This is a genomic window from Acinetobacter sp. YH12226 (genome assembly GCF_013417805.1).
GTDB lineage: Bacteria > Pseudomonadota > Gammaproteobacteria > Pseudomonadales > Moraxellaceae > Acinetobacter.
Genome location: NZ_VPDG01000001.1, coordinates 254,738 through 273,814 on the forward strand (window position 1 = coordinate 254,738; position 19,077 = coordinate 273,814).

Genomic DNA, 19,077 nt, shown 5'->3' on the forward strand with positions numbered 1-19,077 from the left:
GGCTATAGTGTAAGCTCTTAACGTCAAAAAATACAGTGACCATGACCCTGGCTGCGTCCTATTAGCACAATATTTAGGAAGCTTCTTACTGCAAAATGGCTAAATATTCAGGCTGAATCACTTCCTTTAAATCCACATAGGACACTTTTAATTCAGGCATTCCTGTTGCTGCGGGAGCTAATTCGCCTGCCGGATACACCATCACCAGACCTGTTGTATCAAAATAATAGTTATCACTCAGTTTTAACTGCTGTTGTTGAATCCCTTGCGTATTCAGCCATTGAGTATTGGCCTGATACATTGCATTCAGCAGTTTCTGCTCACCGCCATTTAATAATAGTTGAGAGAGGGCCAAACGTTTTTTCTGTTTTAGATCAAAATTGATATATTCCACATGTTTCAGAGAAGCATTTTTATTCCTTGCCAGATTGGAACTTTTTAAGGCAAAAGTCGCCAGATAAGCACGCTGATCGACAAATTCCACCTTGATAAAGCGCTGATCCAGATAATGCGGCTCATCAGCTTTTTTAGGATTTTTCTGGGTGAATTTGGTGAATGCAACAGGTTCAGTATGCTGAATACGCTCAATAAAATATTGATTAATCCAGTCAATATTGCTGTCCACCGTCTGTAGATCAAAGCGTACACAACCTTCTATTTCACACACCACTTTGGCTGCCCCTTTAATTGGAACGGTTTTGGCTTCAATTTGCACAACCCGATCTGTTTGCGCGAGCGTTGCCACTGAGCTGGAGTGAGGCTGACAACCCATCATACCCACAGTGAGTAACAAGACAGCGTAAATTTCAGCAGTTTTCAATAGATTAATTTTCATCCTGAGCTCCCAAAATTTTACAATTTCATTGACTCGACTTTTATTTATTCTAAGATGCTCTCCTGTTTAGATATAGCTGAACCTTGTAGCCTGTCCAAAATAATCCTGATGATCGGCAATAAAAAAGCAACCTCGAAAGGTTGCTTTTTTATTTGGTTCATATTGATGCTTATTGATCAATAATGTCCGTACCTTTTGGTGGAGTAAAGTTAAAGGTAGAGGCTGGAATACTGCTATTTACTTTTACATTACTGAATTTGATATTGGTGGTTTGTCCCAATGAATCCTGCAAGATCATCAAGCTTGGTGCTTTGTTCGCGCCAAAGCTAATGGTCAGGCTTTCAAACACACCATCGGTATTTTTAGGATACAGCGTGTAATAGGTTTTGCCTTTATTTGGCTGAGTCACCCGGTAAGACTGCATAATCTGGCTGGTGTTTCCTGACAGCAATAAGGCCGGCGTATTGGCAACCTGCTCATCTAAGCTTTGACGAACGGCTTGCTGCAAGTCCGGATCATAAATCCATACGGTTTTACCCGTGGTTGCAATGACTTGCTTCGACGGTGCGGTCGTTTCCCAATAGAATTTACCCGGACGCGCGACTTTCATCACCCCTTTAAAGGTTTGATTCATATGTTGTGCAGTCAAACCTTTTTTCTGGGTCGCTCTCGGGTTGGTTACCTTGGTACTTTGTTCGAAATTTGCAGTCATGCTACGCACATGATTGAGCTGCTTGACCAAACTGGCTGTTGCCTGTTGCTCCGAAGCTGCCACAGGTGCAGCAAACACGGTTGTACTCATCACCGGTGCTAAAGTCACTGCACCCAGAGCCATAGCACAGACGGTTTTACGAAGCATATTCATAATTTCACCTTTATATTTTGCGTAATCGCAATTTATTTGATAACTCATCTTAAACGAAAATTAAAAGCTAAAATGATAGAAAATAAGAACTTTTGTATTGTTATTAATTCGAAATCGGTTTTTTTGTTCATCATTATGAAGATTTCAGGACAATTTTTACATTATGGAATGTCGCTTAATCTGCCTATTAATTTTCAGGCATAAAAAAACCCACAATAACTGTGGGCTTTTTTTCTATCTCAGCGGATTACGCGTCAACAGATACGTAGCGACGGCCAAATTGACCTTTCACTTCGAATTTTACTACGCCATCAGCAGTAGCAAATAATGTATGGTCACGACCCATACCAACGTTTTGACCAGCGTGGAATTCAGTACCACGTTGACGAACGATGATGTTACCTGCAGTTACAGTTTGACCACCGTAAACTTTAACACCTAACATCTTAGGATTCGAATCACGACCGTTCTTAGTCGAACCACCGGCTTTTTTAGTTGCCATGTCTATTTACTCCTCGTAATTAGCCTGAAATAGCTGTAATTTTCAACTCAGTGAACCATTGACGGTGACCTTGTTGTTTACGGTAGTGTTTACGACGACGCATTTTGATGATGCGGATTTTGTCGTGACGACCATGGCTAACTACTTCAGCAGTTACAGTAGCACCAGCAACAACTGGAGCACCGATTTGAATGCTTTCACCGTTAACAAGCATCAATACGTCATCAAACGTAATAGTCGCGCCAGTTTCAGCTTTCAATAATTCTACTTTAAGGGTTTCACCCTCAACTACACGGTGCTGTTTACCACCGCTTTGGATTACTGCGTACATAATGTACTCCAAACAAGCCCGTGTCGTCGTGCCGATAAAGGAATATATCGAACTTAAGACGTACGCCACTGGGGGATATCTAAGGGCGAGGATTTTAAGGGATATTCAAAAAAACAACAAGCCATTTTACTGAAATAATAATGAGCAGGATGCGCTAATTATTTAACTATTAAATAATTTCTATCAAATCAAATACTCAAGATATATTCAGCAACAAAATAATACAGCAGAAATCCGGCCAGTTTGATTAATATACTCAGCCTGACGAATAGGGCGATGCCCTGACCTTTCCTGATTTTTTATGGCTCGAAATATGGATCGAATCTACATAAGATCTATAAAAAGCTGATTTTTAGTGGAGTTTATGCATTTCTTAGGTTTCACTCATGTTATAAATTGTTAAACTACGCCCAGCGATTTACCAGACTAGAGGTTTTCTTTCACATGACCATCGACTTTAAGCAAGACATTCTCGCGCCTGTTGCTAACGACTTTGCTGCGATGGACACATTCATTAATGAAGGAATTACCTCAAAAGTTGCATTAGTGATGGCTGTCAGCAAACATGTGGTAGAAGCGGGTGGCAAACGTATGCGCCCGATTATGTGCCTTTTGGCCGCCAAGGCGTGTGGTGCTGAAAATTTAGAACCGCACCGCAAACTGGCTGCAATCATTGAGATGCTGCATACCGCAACACTGGTGCATGATGATGTGGTGGATGAGTCTGGCCTGCGCCGTGGCCGCCCGACGGCCAATGCGACCTGGAATAACCAGACTGCGGTTTTAGTCGGTGACTTTCTGATTTCACGTGCTTTTGATTTGCTGGTCGATCTGAACAACATGGTGTTGCTCAAAGATTTTTCGACCGGTACCTGTGAAATTGCTGAAGGTGAAGTGCTGCAACTACAATCCCAGCATCAACCGGAAACCACTGAAGCGACTTATTTGAATATTATTCATGGCAAAACTTCGCGCCTGTTTGAACTGGCCACCGAAGGTGCTGCCATTTTGTCGGATAAAGATGAATTCCGTCAGCCTTTAAAAACCTTTGCCGGACATTTCGGCAATGCTTTCCAGATTATTGATGACATTTTAGATTACACCTCCGATGCGGACACGCTCGGCAAAAATATTGGTGATGATCTCATGGAAGGTAAACCGACCCTGCCATTGATTACGGCACTGAAAAACACCACCGGTGAGCAACATGAAATCATCCGTCGCAGTATTGCGACTGGCGGTACGGAACATCTGGAACAGGTCATTCAAATTGTCAATGAATCTGGTGCGCTGGATTATTGCCGTCAACGTGCTACAGAAGAAACTGAAATTGCAATTGATGCCTTACAGGCATTACCTGACTCCGAATATCGTCAGGCCCTGATTAATCTGGCCAAACTGGCCCTACACCGAATTCAGTAACTTTTAAACTCGCCTATGCATATTAATTTTCTAGATCTTTTTCAAAACATGCAACACCAGCTTGAACAACCTCGGGCGGTGCTGGATGAAAATCTTCTGATTGAACTGGTTGAAAGAATCAGACCTGAAGACAGCAGAAATACCGAAGAGATCGAAGCGAAATTCAATGCATTTATCCGGGCTTTATTACTCACCCCGAATGCGGTTGCCACGCTTCAAACCTTTACCCTGCGGATCATTAACCGCTATAAACAAACCGGTCTGTTTTCCGATACCGGTATTTTATCTCTGGATGGGTTCTGGAACCAGCTGAATCAGCGCCTTGGCGCGCATGTCTTACCGCTGATTCCCGACCATCAGCAACTCCAGGAATTATTCCGCAAGGTTTTTTATCAGCGTACCGATAAATACTGGCTAGATTATTTTGATGAAGATGACTGGCAACGTTTATTTTCAGTCCTGAATCAGGGACATTCCAATCAGCCTGAAAAAACCCGAATTAAAGACCAACTGATCAAGGCATTGACCATTTTGTCTTACCGGATCAGTGGTATTGGTCTGCACCCTGAATTTATTAATGCCCAGCCTGAACTGATGGAATATGAATCTCCTTTTCTGGTGCAGAATCGTGAGATTAACGAGTTTATTCAGGAATATAAAAAGCGCTATAACACAGTCACCCTGGTCGATTCGATCACGCCCCCCGATGCATCACAAGCGCTGGTGATGCTGGAACAATGTCATGATGTCGTGGCCAAGATTCGCCGTTCTACCAAGCGGACTGGCGTCAGTGTCAGCCTGACTTATATGCTGGCACTGCTAGAACAGTGTCTGGAACGGGTCGAAATCCTGCTCAATATGGTCATGGATGACGATGATCTGCGTTATCAATCCATTGGCCTATTTATGGCGGACATTACTGAAGCAATTTATAGCGAACGCAGTGTACGGGCTCTGCTGGCCACCAATAGTGAACTTTTGGCTTTACAGGTAACTGAAAATGCCAGCAAGACCGGTGAGCATTATGTGAGTACCGACAAACAAGGCTTTCTGGCCATGTATAAATCGGCTGCAGGTGCTGGTGCCATCATCGCGACGATGGCCACCTTAAAAGTTCTGATGACACGCCTCACCATGGCCCCTTTGATGCAGGCCTTTAGCTATAGCATGAACTATTCGCTAGGTTTTATGCTGATTCATGTGCTGCATTTTACCGTGGCAACCAAACAACCGGCGATGACTGCCGCTGCACTGGCTGCTACCGTACAGCAGCGTAAAGGCTCGAAAATGGCTCAAATTGCCGAGCTGGCTGCGCTGATTGTAAATATCATCCGCACCCAGTTTGTCGCCATTTTGGGCAATATTTCTATTGCAATTCCCGTAGCAGCATTGATTACCCTGCTGTGGGATTTTGCGCTGCATGAACCTTTAATGAATCATGCCAAGGCTGCCAAAACCCTGCATGACCTGAATCCGTTTACTTCATTGGCGATTCCACATGCAGCGATTGCCGGAGTATGTTTATTCCTGTCCGGATTATTGGCCGGTTATTTTGACAATATGGCCGTTTACCGCAAGGTCGGCCCGCGCCTGAAAGCCCATGTGCGTTTATCGCAGCTGATGGGGCAAGAGCGTCTTTACCGTTTTGCTGATTATATCGAACGCAATCTGGGTGCATTGGCCGGTAATTTTATTTTCGGAATCATGCTCGGCAGTATGGGCACCATTGGTTTTATTCTCGGTCTGCCGCTGGATATTCGTCATATTGCCTTTGCCTCTGCCAACTTTATTCAGGGCCTGATTACGATCAATGGTCCCGATATCGGCTTGATCGTAGTGTCTTTTCTGGGTGTGTTACTCATTGGCCTGACCAACTTGTTTGTCAGTTTCACTCTGACGATTATTGTAGCCTTACGCGCACGCCGGGTGCGTTTTGAACAGTGGAAACCTTTGGCAAAACTGGTCATGACGCACTTCCTGACCCGACCTAGTGATTTCTTCTGGCCACCCAAGCAAAGCATTGAAATTGACGAAAATCATACATCGACAAAAACTCAAAACTGAGATAATTACACTATATTTAGCAACAAATTCCTTACGAAAAAAATGGAATTCGCATAAAATACGCACACTTGAAAAAAAGTGTACTGACAAGTACACTTTGGTTCAGACAATTGGCCGATCTGCGAACGGTTAAAAGGACAAGGATTTTTGGCATGCATTACTTGTTACTTTTTGTCGGTATTTTATTTTTAATTTTCAGTGTGTTCATCCTGAATATTCCCGCTTTAAACGAGCTCGACTTGCAAGCTGTGGAATGGATGAGTCTGTATCGCACCGAGTTTTGGAATCAAATTACTCAGTCCTTATCCCTAATAGGTGGCATGCCATTTGTATTATTTTTATCCACACTATGGTGTATTGCATTGCTGTGGTATAAAAAGTATACAAACGCAATTTTTATATGTATCGGAATTATCGGAGGAATTCTCCTAGCTTGGCTGTTGAAATTTGCAATTGCCCGACCCCGACCACCAGAATCCTTGCATCTGGTTGAAAGCTTTGGAAGTTCCTTTCCAAGTGCCCATAGTCTATATGCGGCTTGTCTGGCTTGTTTGGCAATTTACATCCATCGGCAACATTCCCGTTATACCCTCATCGTGATCGGTGCAGTGGTATGGATGCTGATGATGGGGATCTCAAGAGTTTATCTGGGCGTACATTTTCCTTCAGATGTCATATCCGGCTGGAGTATCAGTTTTATTTGGATTTCGTTGTGGTATATGGTCTGGATCAGATATTGCGCGGCTCACAAATAAGAAAATTTAGATATAAATCTAATTAGAGGTGGAATAATGATGTCTGCAAAGCTTTGGGCACCTGCCCTGACTGCTTGCGCATTGGCAACAAGTCTTGCACTTGTTGGTTGTAGCAAAGATCCTAAAGAGGGCCAGCAAGCTGGTGCTCAACAACAAATGCCACCGACTGAAGTCGGTGTTCTTGTTGCACAACCGCAAAGTGTAGAGCAGTCTGTAGAGCTCTCAGGTCGTACAACAGCATTTGAAATTTCAGACGTACGTCCACAAGCCAGTGGCGTGGTGCTTAAACGCTTGTTCACGGAAGGCAGCTATGTGCGTGAAGGTCAGGCCTTATATGAAATCGATTCAAGCACCAACCGCACTACAGTAGACAATGCCCGTGCAGCGATTGCCCGTGCTGAAGCCAATCTGGGCGTATTGCGTGTGAAGGAAGGCCGTTACCGTCAACTGGTCGGTACCAATGCCATTTCCAAACAGGAATATGATGACATCGCGGCACAGGTCAAACTGGCTGAAGCTGATTTGAATGCCAATCGCGCAACTTTGCGTAATGCAGAAATCAACCTAGGCTATTCGACTGTACGTGCTCCGATTTCGGGCCAGACCAACCGTTCGTCTGTGACAGCGGGTGCCTTGGTGACAGCGAATCAGCCAGAGCCATTGGTAACGATTCAGCGTCTAGATCCAATCTATGTAGATATCAACCAGTCAAGTGCCGAGCTTTTACGTTTACGTCAACAGCTTAATCAAGGCAGCTTGAACAGCTCGAACAACACCAAAGTCAAGTTGAAGCTTGAAGATGGCAGTATCTACCCGGTTGAAGGCCGTCTTGCATTTTCCGATGCCAGCGTGAACCCTGAAACAGGTACTGTGACTTTACGTGCAGTATTCCCGAACAAAAATCACCTGCTTCTACCAGGTATGTTTGCCACTGCGCAAATCGTACAAGGTGAAGTACCGAATGCTTTCCTGATTCCGCAAGCAGCTTTGACCCGCACCCCAACAGGTCAGGCAATGGCGATGCTGGTCGGTGCTGACAATAAAGTGACGCCACGTCCAGTGACCACCGTTGGTTCCCAAGGCAGCAACTGGATTGTGACTGAAGGTCTGAATCCAGGCGATAAAGTGATTGTAGATGGTATTGCGAAAGTAAAACCTGAACAGCAAGTTGTACCAAAACCTTATCAACCTCAAGCTGCTGCACCGCAACAGCCTGCAGCCAGCGAGAAAAAGGCAGATGATGCTAAAGAGAAACCTGAACAAAAACCTGCTGCAAATGCATAAGGAGTAATGGTTCATGGCTCAATTCTTTATTCATCGCCCGATTTTCGCTTGGGTGATTGCATTGGTGATTATGCTGGCGGGTATTTTAACCATCAGTAAAATGCCGATTGCACAATATCCAACCATCGCACCACCAACCGTAACCATTTCTGCGACTTATCCGGGTGCATCTGCTGAAACTGTTGAAAATACAGTGACCCAGATCATCGAGCAGCAGATGAACGGTATGGATGGCTTGCGCTATATCTCGTCTAACAGTGCGGGTAATGGTTCTTCGTCTATTTCCTTGAACTTTGACCAGGGTGTCGATCCTGATATCGCACAGGTTCAGGTTCAAAACAAATTACAGTCTGCGACTGCCCTGCTGCCTGAAGATGTACAGCGTCAGGGTGTGCGGGTGACCAAATCGGGTGCCAGCTTCCTACAAGTTTTGGCATTCTATTCACCTGATAGCAGCCTGACCGCAGATGACATCAAAGACTATGTTAACTCGAATATTGCTGAGCCTTTAAGCCGTGTGGCCGGGGTTGGTGAAGTTCAGGTCTTTGGTGGTTCTTATGCGATGCGTATCTGGCTGGATCCAGCCAAAATGGCCAGCCTGCAAGTGACGCCAAGTGATATTGCTACTGCAATCCGTACCCAAAACGCACAGGTTGCCGTAGGTCAGTTGGGTGGCGCGCCTGCAGTTCAAGGACAAGTGTTAAATGCGACGGTAACGGCTCAAAGTCTGTTACAAACGCCGGAACAGTTCAGCAATATCTTCCTGAAAAATGCCACTTCGGGGGCGCAAGTTCGTTTAGGTGATGTTGCACGAGTTGAACTTGGTGCAGATAACTATCAGTTCGATTCTAAATTTAATGGTAAACCGGCTGGTGGTGTAGCAATTAAACTTGCGACTGGCGCCAATGCCCTGGATACCGCACAAGCGGTTGAAGAGCGTTTAAAACAGTTACGTCCAAACTATCCGCAAGGCATGGTCGACCAACTGGCGTTTGATACAACACCATTTATTGAACTGTCGATTAAGAGTGTAGTTAAAACTCTGATCGAAGCGATTATTCTAGTATTCCTGGTGATGTTCCTGTTCTTGCAGAACTGGCGTGCCACCATCATTCCAACCATGGCAGTTCCAGTCGTAGTATTGGGTACATTTGCCGTCATTAACATCTTTGGCTTCTCGATTAATACCCTGACCATGTTTGCCATGGTATTGGCGATTGGTCTTCTGGTCGATGACGCGATTGTTGTGGTCGAGAACGTCGAACGGGTCATGGTGGAAGAACATCTGGATCCGGTTACTGCAACTGAAAAATCGATGAAACAGATTTCTGGCGCATTGATTGGTATTACCTCGGTGCTGTCGGCAGTATTCGTTCCAATGGCTTTCTTCGGTGGAACCACCGGGGTCATTTATCGCCAGTTCTCGATTACGCTGGTAACAGCGATGGTCTTGTCACTGGTGGTTGCCTTAACCTTTACTCCTGCCCTGTGTGCGACCCTGCTGAAACAGCATGATCCGAACAAGCCGGAAAGTAATGGTATTTTTGCGCGTTTCTTCCGCTGGTTTAATAGCAGTTTTGACAAGGTCTCTGTGAAATATCAGGGCGGCGTCAACCGCATGACCCACAGCAAGATTTTCTCAGGTGTGGTGTATGCCGTGGTACTGGGTATTATTGTGCTGTTGTTCCAGAAACTGCCTTCTTCGTTCCTACCGGATGAAGACCAGGGCGTGGTCATGACGCTGGTTCAGTTACCGCCAAATGCAACCTTGGAACGTACCGACAAAGTGGTCAGCACCATGACCAACTATTTCTTGGAAAACGAGAAAGAGCATGTAGAATCCGTCTTTAGTGTGGCAGGTTTCTCCTTCACGGGTGTGGGACAAAATGCAGGTCTGGCTTTCATTAAGTTGAAAGACTGGTCAGAGCGTCACAGTCCGGAATCTCAAGTCGGTGCCATTATTCAACGTGGTATGGCGCTAAACATGATTGTCAAAGATGCGTCTTACATCATGCCGCTACAATTACCTGCAATGCCTGAACTGGGTGTGTCGGCTGGCTTTAACTTACAGCTCAAAGCTGCAAGTGGTCAAAGTCATGACCAGCTCCTGGCAGCACGTAATACGATCCTCGGTCTAGCAGCACAAGACTCGCGTCTGGCTGGTGTGCGTCCAAATGGTCAGGAAGATACTCCACAGTACCGTGTCATTGTCGATCATGCACAAGCCGGTGCATTGGGCGTGAGTGTTGCTGAAATTAACAGCACCATGGGCATTGCTTGGGGCGGTTCGTATATCAATGACTTCATTGATCGCGGTCGTGTCAAGAAAGTCTATGTTCAGGGTGAAGCTGGCTCGCGGATGATGCCGGAAGATCTGGATCAATGGTATGTGCGTAATAATCGCGGTGAAATGGTGCCATTCTCGGCATTTGCCACAGGCGAATGGACCTACGGTTCTCCACGTCTTGAGCGTTATAACGGCGTATCGTCCATGAACATTCAGGGTACACCTGCTCCGGGTATCAGCTCGGGCGATGCGATGGTGGCCATGGAAGAAATTGTAGCGAAGTTACCAGAAATGGGCTTGCAAGGTTTCGATTTCGAATGGACAGGTCTATCTTTGGAAGAGCGTGAATCTGGTGCGCAAGCTCCGTTCCTGTATGCCTTGTCACTGCTGATTGTCTTCCTGTGTCTGGCAGCCCTGTATGAAAGCTGGTCGATTCCGTTCTCGGTTCTACTGGTGGTGCCATTGGGTATTTTCGGTGCATTATTACTCACCTTTGGTGGAATGGTGCTGCTGCAAAATCCAAACCTGTCGAATAACATTTACTTCCAGGTAGCGATTATTGCCGTGATTGGTCTTTCTGCGAAAAACGCGATCTTGATTGTCGAGTTTGCGAAAGAATTGCAGGAACAAGGTGAAGAGTTATTTGAAGCGACCTTGCATGCGGCAAAAATGCGTTTACGTCCAATTATCATGACCACATTGGCCTTTGGTTTTGGTGTATTACCGCTTGCCCTGGCTTCAGGTGCAGGTGCAGGTAGCCAGCACTCAGTCGGTTATGGTGTACTCGGCGGCGTGATCAGCTCGACCTTGTTAGGTATCTTCTTTATCCCGGTATTCTACGTGTGGATTCGAAGTGTCTTTAAATACAAACCAAAACAACAAAATCAGGAGTATAAGTCGTAATGCAAAATGTATGGTCTATTACAGGTCGTAGCATTGCGGTATCTGCCCTTGCGCTTGCTTTGACGGCCTGTCAAAGCATGCGCAGTCCAGAGCCGGTTGCGCAGGCAGATATCCCGAGCAGCTATACCAATGCGTCTGGTACTTCTGTAGCAGAACAGGGTTATAAAAACTTTTTTGCCGATCAGCGCCTGTTACAGGTGCTGGATCTGGCATTAAACAATAACCGTGATTTGCGTATTGCTGCCCTCAATATTCAACGAGCTCAGCAACAGTATCAGATTACTGAAAACAACCAGTTACCGACGATCGGTGCCAGTGGTAGCGTATTACGCCAGGACACCATGAATTCCCAGAATCGTGGTGCAGTGACGACTTATAATGTCGGACTGGGTGTAACTGCGTATGAACTGGATTTTTGGGGACGTGTCCGCAGCTTGCGTGACAATGCGCTGGATAGTTTCCTGGCGACCCAAAGTGCTCGAGATGCGACGCAAATTGCCTTGATTGGTCAGGTGTCTCAGGCTTGGCTTAGCTATTCGTTTGCCAATGCCAATCTGGCTTTGGCTGAGCAAACGCTGAAAGCTCAGCTTGAATCTTTTAATCTGAACAAAAAACGTTTTGATGTCGGGATCGACAGCGAGCTTCCAGTGCGTCAGGCGCAAATTTCGGTTGAAACAGCACGTAATGATGTTGCGAATTACCGGACTCAGGTGGCACAGGCACAAAACCTGTTAAACCTGCTGGTCGGTCAGCAAGCGCCTGCGAATTTATTACCAGCACAACGCGTGACCCGCATCACTTCCAATACTGCATTGGGTTCAGGCTTGCCAAGTGATCTATTGATCAACCGTCCAGATGTTCGTGCAGCAGAATACCGCCTGTCTGCGGCAGGTGCCAATATTGCGGCAGCACGTGCACGTCTGTTCCCGACAATTAGTTTGACCGGTTCAGCAGGTTATGCCTCTACTGATTTAGGCGACCTGTTTAAATCAGGTAGTTTTGCCTGGTCATTTGGTCCGAGTCTGGATATTCCAATTTTTGATTGGGGTACCCGTCAGGCCAATATCCGTATTTCTGAAACCGATCAGCAAATTGCCTTGTCAGATTACGAAAAGTCGATTCAGACTGCTTTCCGTGAAGTGAATGATGCCTTGGCAGTACGTCAGAATATTGGTGATCGTCTGGCAGCTCAGCGCCGTCTGGTCGAAGCAACCAACACCACCTATCGCTTGTCGCAGGCACGTTTCCGCGCCGGAATTGACAGCTATCTGACTGTACTGGATGCACAGCGTGCGTCTTATGCAGCAGAACAAGGTTTGTTATTGCTTGAACAGGCTAATCTGAACAATCAGGTTGAAGTCTACAAAACCCTGGGGGGCGGCTTGAAAGTCAACACGACGGATACCCTGCCGAATACCCCGTCTGTGTCTGAACAGCGTCGTGCGGCAGAACAGCCAGCGCAATAAATTCCAGACAGATCAGGAAAAGCTCACTTCGGTGGGCTTTTTTTATTGCATTTTCAAGGCAGTTTTCCTATTGTCATAGACCAGCGATTTATTTAGAAAACATGCACATGTTACTTAGCAATCTGGAATCTGTACCGGGACATACCATTCGCCAGCAAATTGATGTGGTGTATGGTTGTACCGTACGCAGCAAACATGTCGGACGTGACTTGCTGGCCGGCCTGAAAAATATTGTCGGTGGTGAGCTTACCGCCTATACCGAACTGCTGGAAGAATCACGACAGGAAGCCATGAACCGCATGATTGAAAAAGCCCGTAGTAGGGGTGCCAATGCGATTGTCGGCATTCGTTTCTCGACCTCTAATATCGCCCAAGGTGCTTCTGAACTCTTTGTTTATGGGACAGCCGTAGTCGTTGATCCGATCATGCCGAAATTGCCCGACCCTTTTCCGCAGGCGGATTAAAGCATGGATGGTTTAATTCTCCAGATCATCATTTTTGCCATTCTGTTTTGTGTCGGTTTCGGTTTTGGACGTTATAACGAAGGTAAACATTTTCGTTATCTGGATGAACAGGAACAACGTCTGGCATATATCCGGGTGAACAATAGCCGCTTCGCTGTGTCTGAATATTCCGGACAGATGATCAGCAGCAATGTGGTCATTTCCCATGATTATTTTAAATATGCGATTGCAAATGTGCAGAATATACTTGGTGGTCGTCTGACCAGCTATGAAAGTGTAGTAGAACGTGCAAGACGTGAAGCGATTGTACGTTTAAAACTCGAAGCCGAAAAAATCGGGGCGACTCAGATTATGGGTATTCGGCTCAGCACCACTGAACTCGGTATGCAAGGTGGCATGGTGGAAGTCTTTGCTTATGGCACTGCAATCCAACAACCCGCTCAATCCGTTTAAACATCGGTTCAAAAAAAAATTTATTGAGATGATCACGCCTGCTGCATGATCCGCGCAGTCAAATTGCTGAACGTGGATCAAGCTCCGCACCTTTAGGATAAAATCTCGTAGAGGAAATAACTAAGGCTGCTACTCAGGCCGTTGCAATCTTCTTTATTGCAAACGGTTCTGTGCTAGGATCTTGAGAAGTCAGCAAAATAAATATAAATGGCATGATGCAGCTTCTTCAATCTATAAAAATGGCACTTCAATCCCGTCTGTATTTCTTTATTATTTTCCCAGCCATCATTGGATTTTATCTGGTTTTACAGACAGTCACTCCTTTGAGTTGGTCAAGCTGCCTCTTGATCAGCTGGAATATCGCAATTTACGCTTATTTATTATTGACCATAAAAAAACTCTGGCGTATTGATCATGCTCATATTCTGCAACGCGCCATGCAACAGGATGCCAGTAAATGGATCATTCTGTTTCTGGTGATCATCACCCTGATCATGTGTTTTATCGCGATTATTATTGAAATTAATCACTTACCCAAAGATACCACCATCCGAACCGGTCATTTAATCTTGTCAGTTCTGACCATTATTTCAGCCTGGTTCTTGATGCATACGATTTTTGCAATTCATTATGCACATGACTTTTATCTGGCACTCGACAAACAGCAACACGGTGGACTGGATTTCCCCAATACCGCAAGACCGACTTATCCGGACTTTCTATATTTTAGTTATATCATCGGGACTTCTGCGCAAACTGCAGATGTATCCATTACTTGCCAATCTATGCGGGTTCTAAATACCTTACATTTGCTTTTGGCTTACGGATTCAATACCACCATTCTGGCCATCAGTATTAATGTGACGGCAAACTTTATCAGCACTTAAAAAAGTTTTTTGGATAGTGGCAGTCACCCTGAAAATGGCGATCTACCGCCCAAATGACTACCACCACCTAGGTGTATACATGACCAGCTTTTAAATTAGGTCAATCACACTTTTTGATTGCTTCAAGCGGTGAGACCTTTACGCAATTCATCTTCGACAATGCTGAGTTCAATTTCACTAAATTTACGAATCTCACCTTCAGCATGCTTTTCTAGCATGCCACCTAGTAAAGGCACTTTGACTTTGACTGTCCAGTTTAACTGGAACTGGATCTGGTCTTGATCTCCGGTAACTGCACGCTGACAGATGGCTTCGATCGGCAAGTTCGCACCGAGTTGTACCGTCGAAGTCATTTCATTCAGATCGCTGACATCGGTACGCTGCAAACGGAAGGCATCTTTGAGTAATTTTTTTGCGATATCCGGAATATTAACATCCAGATTATAAGCGCGTTTCAGGGTATACATATGCCCCTGCTTTTCCGAAACAAGGATTTCCAAGTTTTGCGCAGGAATTCGATGGCAAACTGCCTCATGCAAACGAATATCATTGGCCAAACGCTTAAATTCATCAATAGACACGCCATTGATAATTGCTTTCACGGTGAACTGATGTGCCATGCTATTTTTTCCTTATTTTTATTACGATATTCGCCTATGCCACTCTCGGCTGATGCGAATAAAAATCAGATACAGAGATGACTCTGCAATTTATATCAACTTTATAGCGGATGTCATTATTCTTTTATCGGGAAATTCCGGCAGCCCGGTCAATGTTTGCAACATAGTTTTACTGAAAGCTGTGCCTGTCCACAGCTGATCTGTAGCTGCGCTTCGCCATAATAAATCACGGCATGAAACTCATCGGCACCATCATCTAGACCGGAAACATAGTATTCAGTTCTAGCTGGGAAAGCCTGCAGCCAGTCAGCCTTATAAAAATCAGACACAGAATCAAACTGCAAATACAGTTCAGGCTCAGCTTCGATCTTCATCGCCAGTGCAATAAACTTCTGTAATTGTGCTTGATGAAAATCAATGATCATAGTATTTCTGCCTTTTTAGTCCGGATCATTGCTCGCCAGACTTCGTACATTTTAAATGACTATTTCAAGGATACGACTCTCGAGTTTTGAGGTTTTTCTAGCACAAGATTATGGCTTAAAGGAGATAAATTATATGGGCTATTTCCGCCAAGCGGCAGAAAAAATCTGAGCTAAGGCATGAGATACCTTTTCTGAATTGCAATGGCTTAAGTACGTAGTCTGAGATCTTCAATCGTACAGAATGACTGAAAGTGGTGTTCTAAGCACAGTCAGAATGCAAAAGTTCCCTGTGAATTTCATGCCGGTGCTCTTCTCCAAAACGGTCGACATGTGCATAGAATACGCCATAGCGACCGACATAATATTCCAGTGACTGATCATAAAAATTCCAGAAAATAGACCATTCGCCTAAATCCATCTGACGAATCTGGGTACCACTGTGCATCGGCATTTTTTGTAATAGTTCTTGCTGTAACTGTTCGGCCTGTGCTCGACTCTCAATATGCACCTGCCGTTGAAAGAATAGCTGTGCCACATCGTCAAACAATTCCAGTTCATAAGCATCCACCAGATGTACTTGCTGCTCTTGCTCGATGACCTCTTGCTCTGTCATGCTGGAAATCTGTGCCGGTTTTTCTGGACGCTGACGCGCCAGATGGCGCTGAGCTTTATAGATCTTTCTGCCGACGATCCAGGCAGCATTCAACATGAATAAAACACATAACAGGAACAGTAATTTCAGCATGGTGGATGATCTCATGTGACTAATTTTATTTTTATGGTTATAGGATCAAGATTCATTTGAATAGTCCCTTTTGACCCAGCATACGTCTATTTTTTATACAGTGCAAACTTGAGGCTTATTTTTACTATTTATCTTCTCTGCTTGCTCATTTTACCCAGATTCGAACTTCGATTTATTTAAAAATTGATTTACTTTGATTTTTTATTTTTAACTCCCTAATGAGATTCAAGAACTTGAGATAAACAAACAGGACAAATCAGCAACAGAACAGATCTTCACATGGATAAATCACGGAAAATATTCTCAAAAAACTACAATATTGTTCTGTTTTTTACCCTCTTCTTTTTTATCAAATAAACCTTCCCTATAAATGTTCTAGAAAATGAATAATATTATGATTCGTGAAGGGAGGGTCGAAGATATACCTCAAATTATTCAGGTCATTCATGACAGCATTCAGTCCTGTGTACTGGATCATCAGCGTGAAGAAAGCAAAATTCAAACCTGGCTAGAAAAGTTTGATCATGCCAGCCTGATTGTCGATATGCTGTATAACGATTGCTGGGTTTATCTCATATATGACAAGGTCGTCGGGTTCTTATTGGTCAGTGATGCTGGAGAAATCCGGATGCATTATGTGGCCCAACACTGCCAAAGACTGGGATTTGGCACCGAGTTATTTCAACAAATGCATCGCACTTTATTAAAGAAAAAAATTCATCAGATTGAAATACAATCTACCCAAACTGCCTTAAGTTATTATCAGCACTGCGGCTTTCATCCACATTCTGCCGAGTCAGAAGATGAATCGCGCTATCTGTATAAATATGTTTTTTAATCGACCTCTTTTTCAATTTTTAACTGATCACGTCCTGCCTGTTTAGCGGCGTAGAGCTGCACATCTGCCGCTTTCATCAATTCATGAATATCTGCATAGCCATGGTTTTGTTCAACCCAGGCCGCGCCCATACTAACCGTAACATAATCTTTTGCATCTGGCCGATTCAGATGTTGCATACGCTGTTCCCGAATCTGGTTTAACACATTTTCCAGATTTTTCAGGGCAGTTTGCACCGGCATTCCAGTGAGCAGAATCGCAAACTCTTCACCACCATAACGTGCCAGATAGCCAGATGGTGGCAAAGCAGCTTGAATAATCCTGACCAGATTTTTCAGGATTTCATCGCCTTTTAAGTGACCATAGTAGTCATTATAGTTTTTAAAAAAATCGACATCGAGCATGGCAAAAATCAAGGTATGTTGCGGCTGTTGTTGGGTTTGTAAAAACTGCTGCTGGATTTCATGATTTAAGGCACGCCGGTTAAAAGCCCCGGTCAATGCATCAATATTCATCTGCTGTTCCAGTTTGGCATTCACTTCACGCAGCTGCTGAGTGCGTTCTTTGACTTTTTGATCAAGCGAATTATTGAGCGCGATCAGGTTCAGGTTTAGCTGTTCAGTCTCATAAGTTTGATGTGCATAATGTCTGGACTGCTGAAACATAATTAGTAAGGCATAGATACTGGTTGAGATAAAGAACAGATGCGTGGTTTTAATTACATTGATCAGCAACAGATAATCATTCAAAAAAGTTAGACAGAGGAAAATAATCGCAATCAGATTTAAACGCGAATAATGCTCTTTATAACGTAAGGTCTGATAAAAGCCGTAAATAAAATTACCGATGATGACCAAGGCAAAAATTGCACTAAATAGGGCCAGACGTTCAAATATCTCAGGAGGTGAAAATAGGGTGAAAGTAATGTTAAAGACCAGTAAGGCCACTGCGATATAATAAATCACCGGATTTAGATAGCGCCGGTTAAACAGATGCATATAGCTGAGAAAAAAGAAGGCAGCAATAAAAGTAAACAGATACTCTAAGCGGGTTCCCCACAGCCAGTTGATATTGGTAAATACCGAATAGGCATAAGGTGCAGAAAACAGGTTATGCAGGGCTAAAAAGACAATAAACCAGCCAAAAACAAAGATACTTTTACTGTTACGTTCTCGTGATCCCCTGAATACCGAAAATAGAATGGTAAACACCCCCACCCCAAGTACCGCGCCGCACACCATGGCAATACTCATCATGAGCTGCTGGAATTGGCGATTGATGGTACCTGCAACGCCAATCTGCATCGGTCGCTCGAGACCGCCATGCAAGTGGGTATAATTTGAAGCCTGAATGCTTAAGGTAATATATTCAGTATCTGGAACAAAATAGCCAATACGCGGTGCTTTTTCAGTCACCTGTTTTTCAGGTGTAGTACTGATTTCCCCGAGCCGGACAATAAACTGTCCGTTGACATATACCCGATAGGCGCCGTATTGGGTCGGAATCCGAATTGCGATGCGTCGCCCGAGAAATTCTTTCGGAATTTTTAAATAGCCAATAAAGGTACCATAGCCAGAATTTGAACCCGCCAGAGTTTTAAAAGAGGCTGGCAATTCAACTGTTTTTGACTGCAGTACAGGACTGGGCTGAATAATAAACTGGCTCGGATAAAACAGCCATTTTCCCTGCAAAGGACTCGTACTATGTTCGGTAAAATGGACTTCAGTAATATGGTCGTGAGATTGCTGCTGAAATGACGGCGAAGGGAGTTCATCCTGAGCGATTGCTGAACTTACGATGCAAGTCATCCAGCTCAAGACACAGACAAATACGAAAAAACAGACATTCCTTATCAAGTTATGCAAATACGTTATATCTCAAAATAATTCTTTATTATTCTTATAATCTACAAGGAATATTTTTGATTTCAA

The 19,077-nt window shown here is 44.4% G+C and carries 18 protein-coding genes; 10 read left to right on the forward strand and 8 right to left on the reverse strand.

Going from position 1 to position 19,077, the window contains the following annotated elements; translation table 11 throughout:
• Positions 1–85 precede the first annotated feature (85 nt).
• The 4 genes from FTV08_RS01265 to rplU all read right to left on the reverse strand — a co-directional run bounded on the left by FTV08_RS01265 (position 86) and on the right by rplU (position 2,533).
• The gene (locus tag FTV08_RS01265; RefSeq protein ID WP_044108571.1) at positions 86–835 is read right to left on the reverse strand and encodes an RsiV family protein; all 750 of its coding nucleotides are present in this window, start codon (positions 833–835) and stop codon (positions 86–88) included.
• A gap of 169 nt (positions 836–1,004) precedes the next feature.
• Positions 1,005–1,700, reverse strand: a complete 696-nt coding sequence (gene lolA / locus FTV08_RS01270) for an outer membrane lipoprotein chaperone LolA (protein ID WP_004280638.1) — start codon at positions 1,698–1,700, stop codon at positions 1,005–1,007.
• A 247-nt stretch (positions 1,701–1,947) separates the two neighbouring features.
• Positions 1,948–2,202: a 50S ribosomal protein L27 gene (gene rpmA, locus FTV08_RS01275; protein ID WP_004280639.1), complete on the reverse strand. Its 255-nt coding sequence runs from the start codon at positions 2,200–2,202 to the stop codon at positions 1,948–1,950.
• A 19-nt stretch (positions 2,203–2,221) separates the two neighbouring features.
• Positions 2,222–2,533, reverse strand: a complete 312-nt coding sequence (gene rplU / locus FTV08_RS01280; protein WP_004280640.1) for a 50S ribosomal protein L21 — start codon at positions 2,531–2,533, stop codon at positions 2,222–2,224.
• A gap of 444 nt (positions 2,534–2,977) precedes the next feature.
• Between rplU and sdsA the strand changes: the two genes are divergently transcribed.
• The 9 genes from sdsA to FTV08_RS01325 all read left to right on the forward strand — a co-directional run bounded on the left by sdsA (position 2,978) and on the right by FTV08_RS01325 (position 14,518).
• On the forward strand, positions 2,978–3,955 hold the full coding sequence (gene sdsA / locus FTV08_RS01285; protein WP_180086324.1) for an All-trans-nonaprenyl-diphosphate synthase: 978 nt from the start codon (positions 2,978–2,980) through the stop codon (positions 3,953–3,955).
• A gap of 15 nt (positions 3,956–3,970) precedes the next feature.
• Positions 3,971–6,019 (forward strand): site-specific recombinase, encoded by a 2,049-nt coding sequence (locus FTV08_RS01290; RefSeq protein ID WP_017398024.1) that lies wholly within the window; start codon positions 3,971–3,973, stop codon positions 6,017–6,019.
• 152 nt (positions 6,020–6,171) lie between these two features.
• A complete protein-coding gene (locus tag FTV08_RS01295) occupies positions 6,172–6,774 on the forward strand; it encodes a phosphatase PAP2 family protein (RefSeq protein ID WP_004645802.1) in 603 nt (200 codons plus the stop codon).
• Between the two features lie 36 nt (positions 6,775–6,810).
• Positions 6,811–8,058, forward strand: a complete 1,248-nt coding sequence (locus FTV08_RS01300; protein WP_180037086.1) for an efflux RND transporter periplasmic adaptor subunit — start codon at positions 6,811–6,813, stop codon at positions 8,056–8,058.
• A 13-nt stretch (positions 8,059–8,071) separates the two neighbouring features.
• A complete protein-coding gene (locus FTV08_RS01305) occupies positions 8,072–11,248 on the forward strand; it encodes an efflux RND transporter permease subunit (RefSeq protein ID WP_180086326.1) in 3,177 nt (1,058 codons plus the stop codon).
• On the forward strand, positions 11,248–12,714 hold the full coding sequence (adeK, locus tag FTV08_RS01310; RefSeq protein WP_180086328.1) for a multidrug efflux RND transporter AdeIJK outer membrane channel subunit AdeK: 1,467 nt from the start codon (positions 11,248–11,250) through the stop codon (positions 12,712–12,714). Before FTV08_RS01305 ends, adeK begins: the two co-directional genes overlap by 1 nt.
• A 107-nt stretch (positions 12,715–12,821) precedes the next feature.
• Complete coding sequence (locus FTV08_RS01315; RefSeq protein WP_180086330.1) at positions 12,822–13,178, forward strand: YbjQ family protein; 357 nt, start codon at positions 12,822–12,824, stop codon at positions 13,176–13,178.
• Between the two features lie 3 nt (positions 13,179–13,181).
• Positions 13,182–13,631, forward strand: a complete 450-nt coding sequence (locus tag FTV08_RS01320) for a YbjQ family protein (RefSeq protein WP_180086332.1) — start codon at positions 13,182–13,184, stop codon at positions 13,629–13,631.
• A gap of 212 nt (positions 13,632–13,843) precedes the next feature.
• Positions 13,844–14,518: a DUF1345 domain-containing protein gene (locus FTV08_RS01325; RefSeq protein WP_180086334.1), complete on the forward strand. Its 675-nt coding sequence runs from the start codon at positions 13,844–13,846 to the stop codon at positions 14,516–14,518.
• Between the two features lie 122 nt (positions 14,519–14,640).
• Here FTV08_RS01325 and FTV08_RS01330 read toward each other — a convergent pair whose 3' ends face one another.
• The 3 genes from FTV08_RS01330 to FTV08_RS01340 form a co-directional block, all read right to left on the reverse strand.
• Entirely contained in the window at positions 14,641–15,138 is a 498-nt protein-coding gene (locus FTV08_RS01330) for a DUF2505 family protein (RefSeq protein ID WP_180086336.1), read from the reverse strand.
• 149 nt (positions 15,139–15,287) lie between these two features.
• Positions 15,288–15,563, reverse strand: coding sequence for a hypothetical protein (locus FTV08_RS01335; RefSeq protein WP_180086338.1), 276 nt, complete (start codon positions 15,561–15,563; stop codon positions 15,288–15,290).
• A gap of 259 nt (positions 15,564–15,822) precedes the next feature.
• Complete coding sequence (locus tag FTV08_RS01340; RefSeq protein ID WP_180086340.1) at positions 15,823–16,308, reverse strand: hypothetical protein; 486 nt, start codon at positions 16,306–16,308, stop codon at positions 15,823–15,825.
• A gap of 394 nt (positions 16,309–16,702) precedes the next feature.
• On the opposite strand from FTV08_RS01340, the gene FTV08_RS01345 reads away from it, so the two are divergent.
• Positions 16,703–17,146 carry a GNAT family N-acetyltransferase gene (locus FTV08_RS01345; protein ID WP_035341193.1) on the forward strand — a complete coding sequence of 148 codons (444 nt, stop codon included), beginning with the start codon at positions 16,703–16,705 and terminating at the stop codon, positions 17,144–17,146.
• Here FTV08_RS01345 and FTV08_RS01350 read toward each other — a convergent pair.
• Positions 17,143–18,954, reverse strand: a complete 1,812-nt coding sequence (locus tag FTV08_RS01350) for a diguanylate cyclase (RefSeq protein ID WP_180086342.1) — start codon at positions 18,952–18,954, stop codon at positions 17,143–17,145. The two genes, FTV08_RS01345 and FTV08_RS01350, sit on opposite strands and share 4 nt — an antisense overlap.
• Positions 18,955–19,077: the final 123 nt, after the last annotated feature.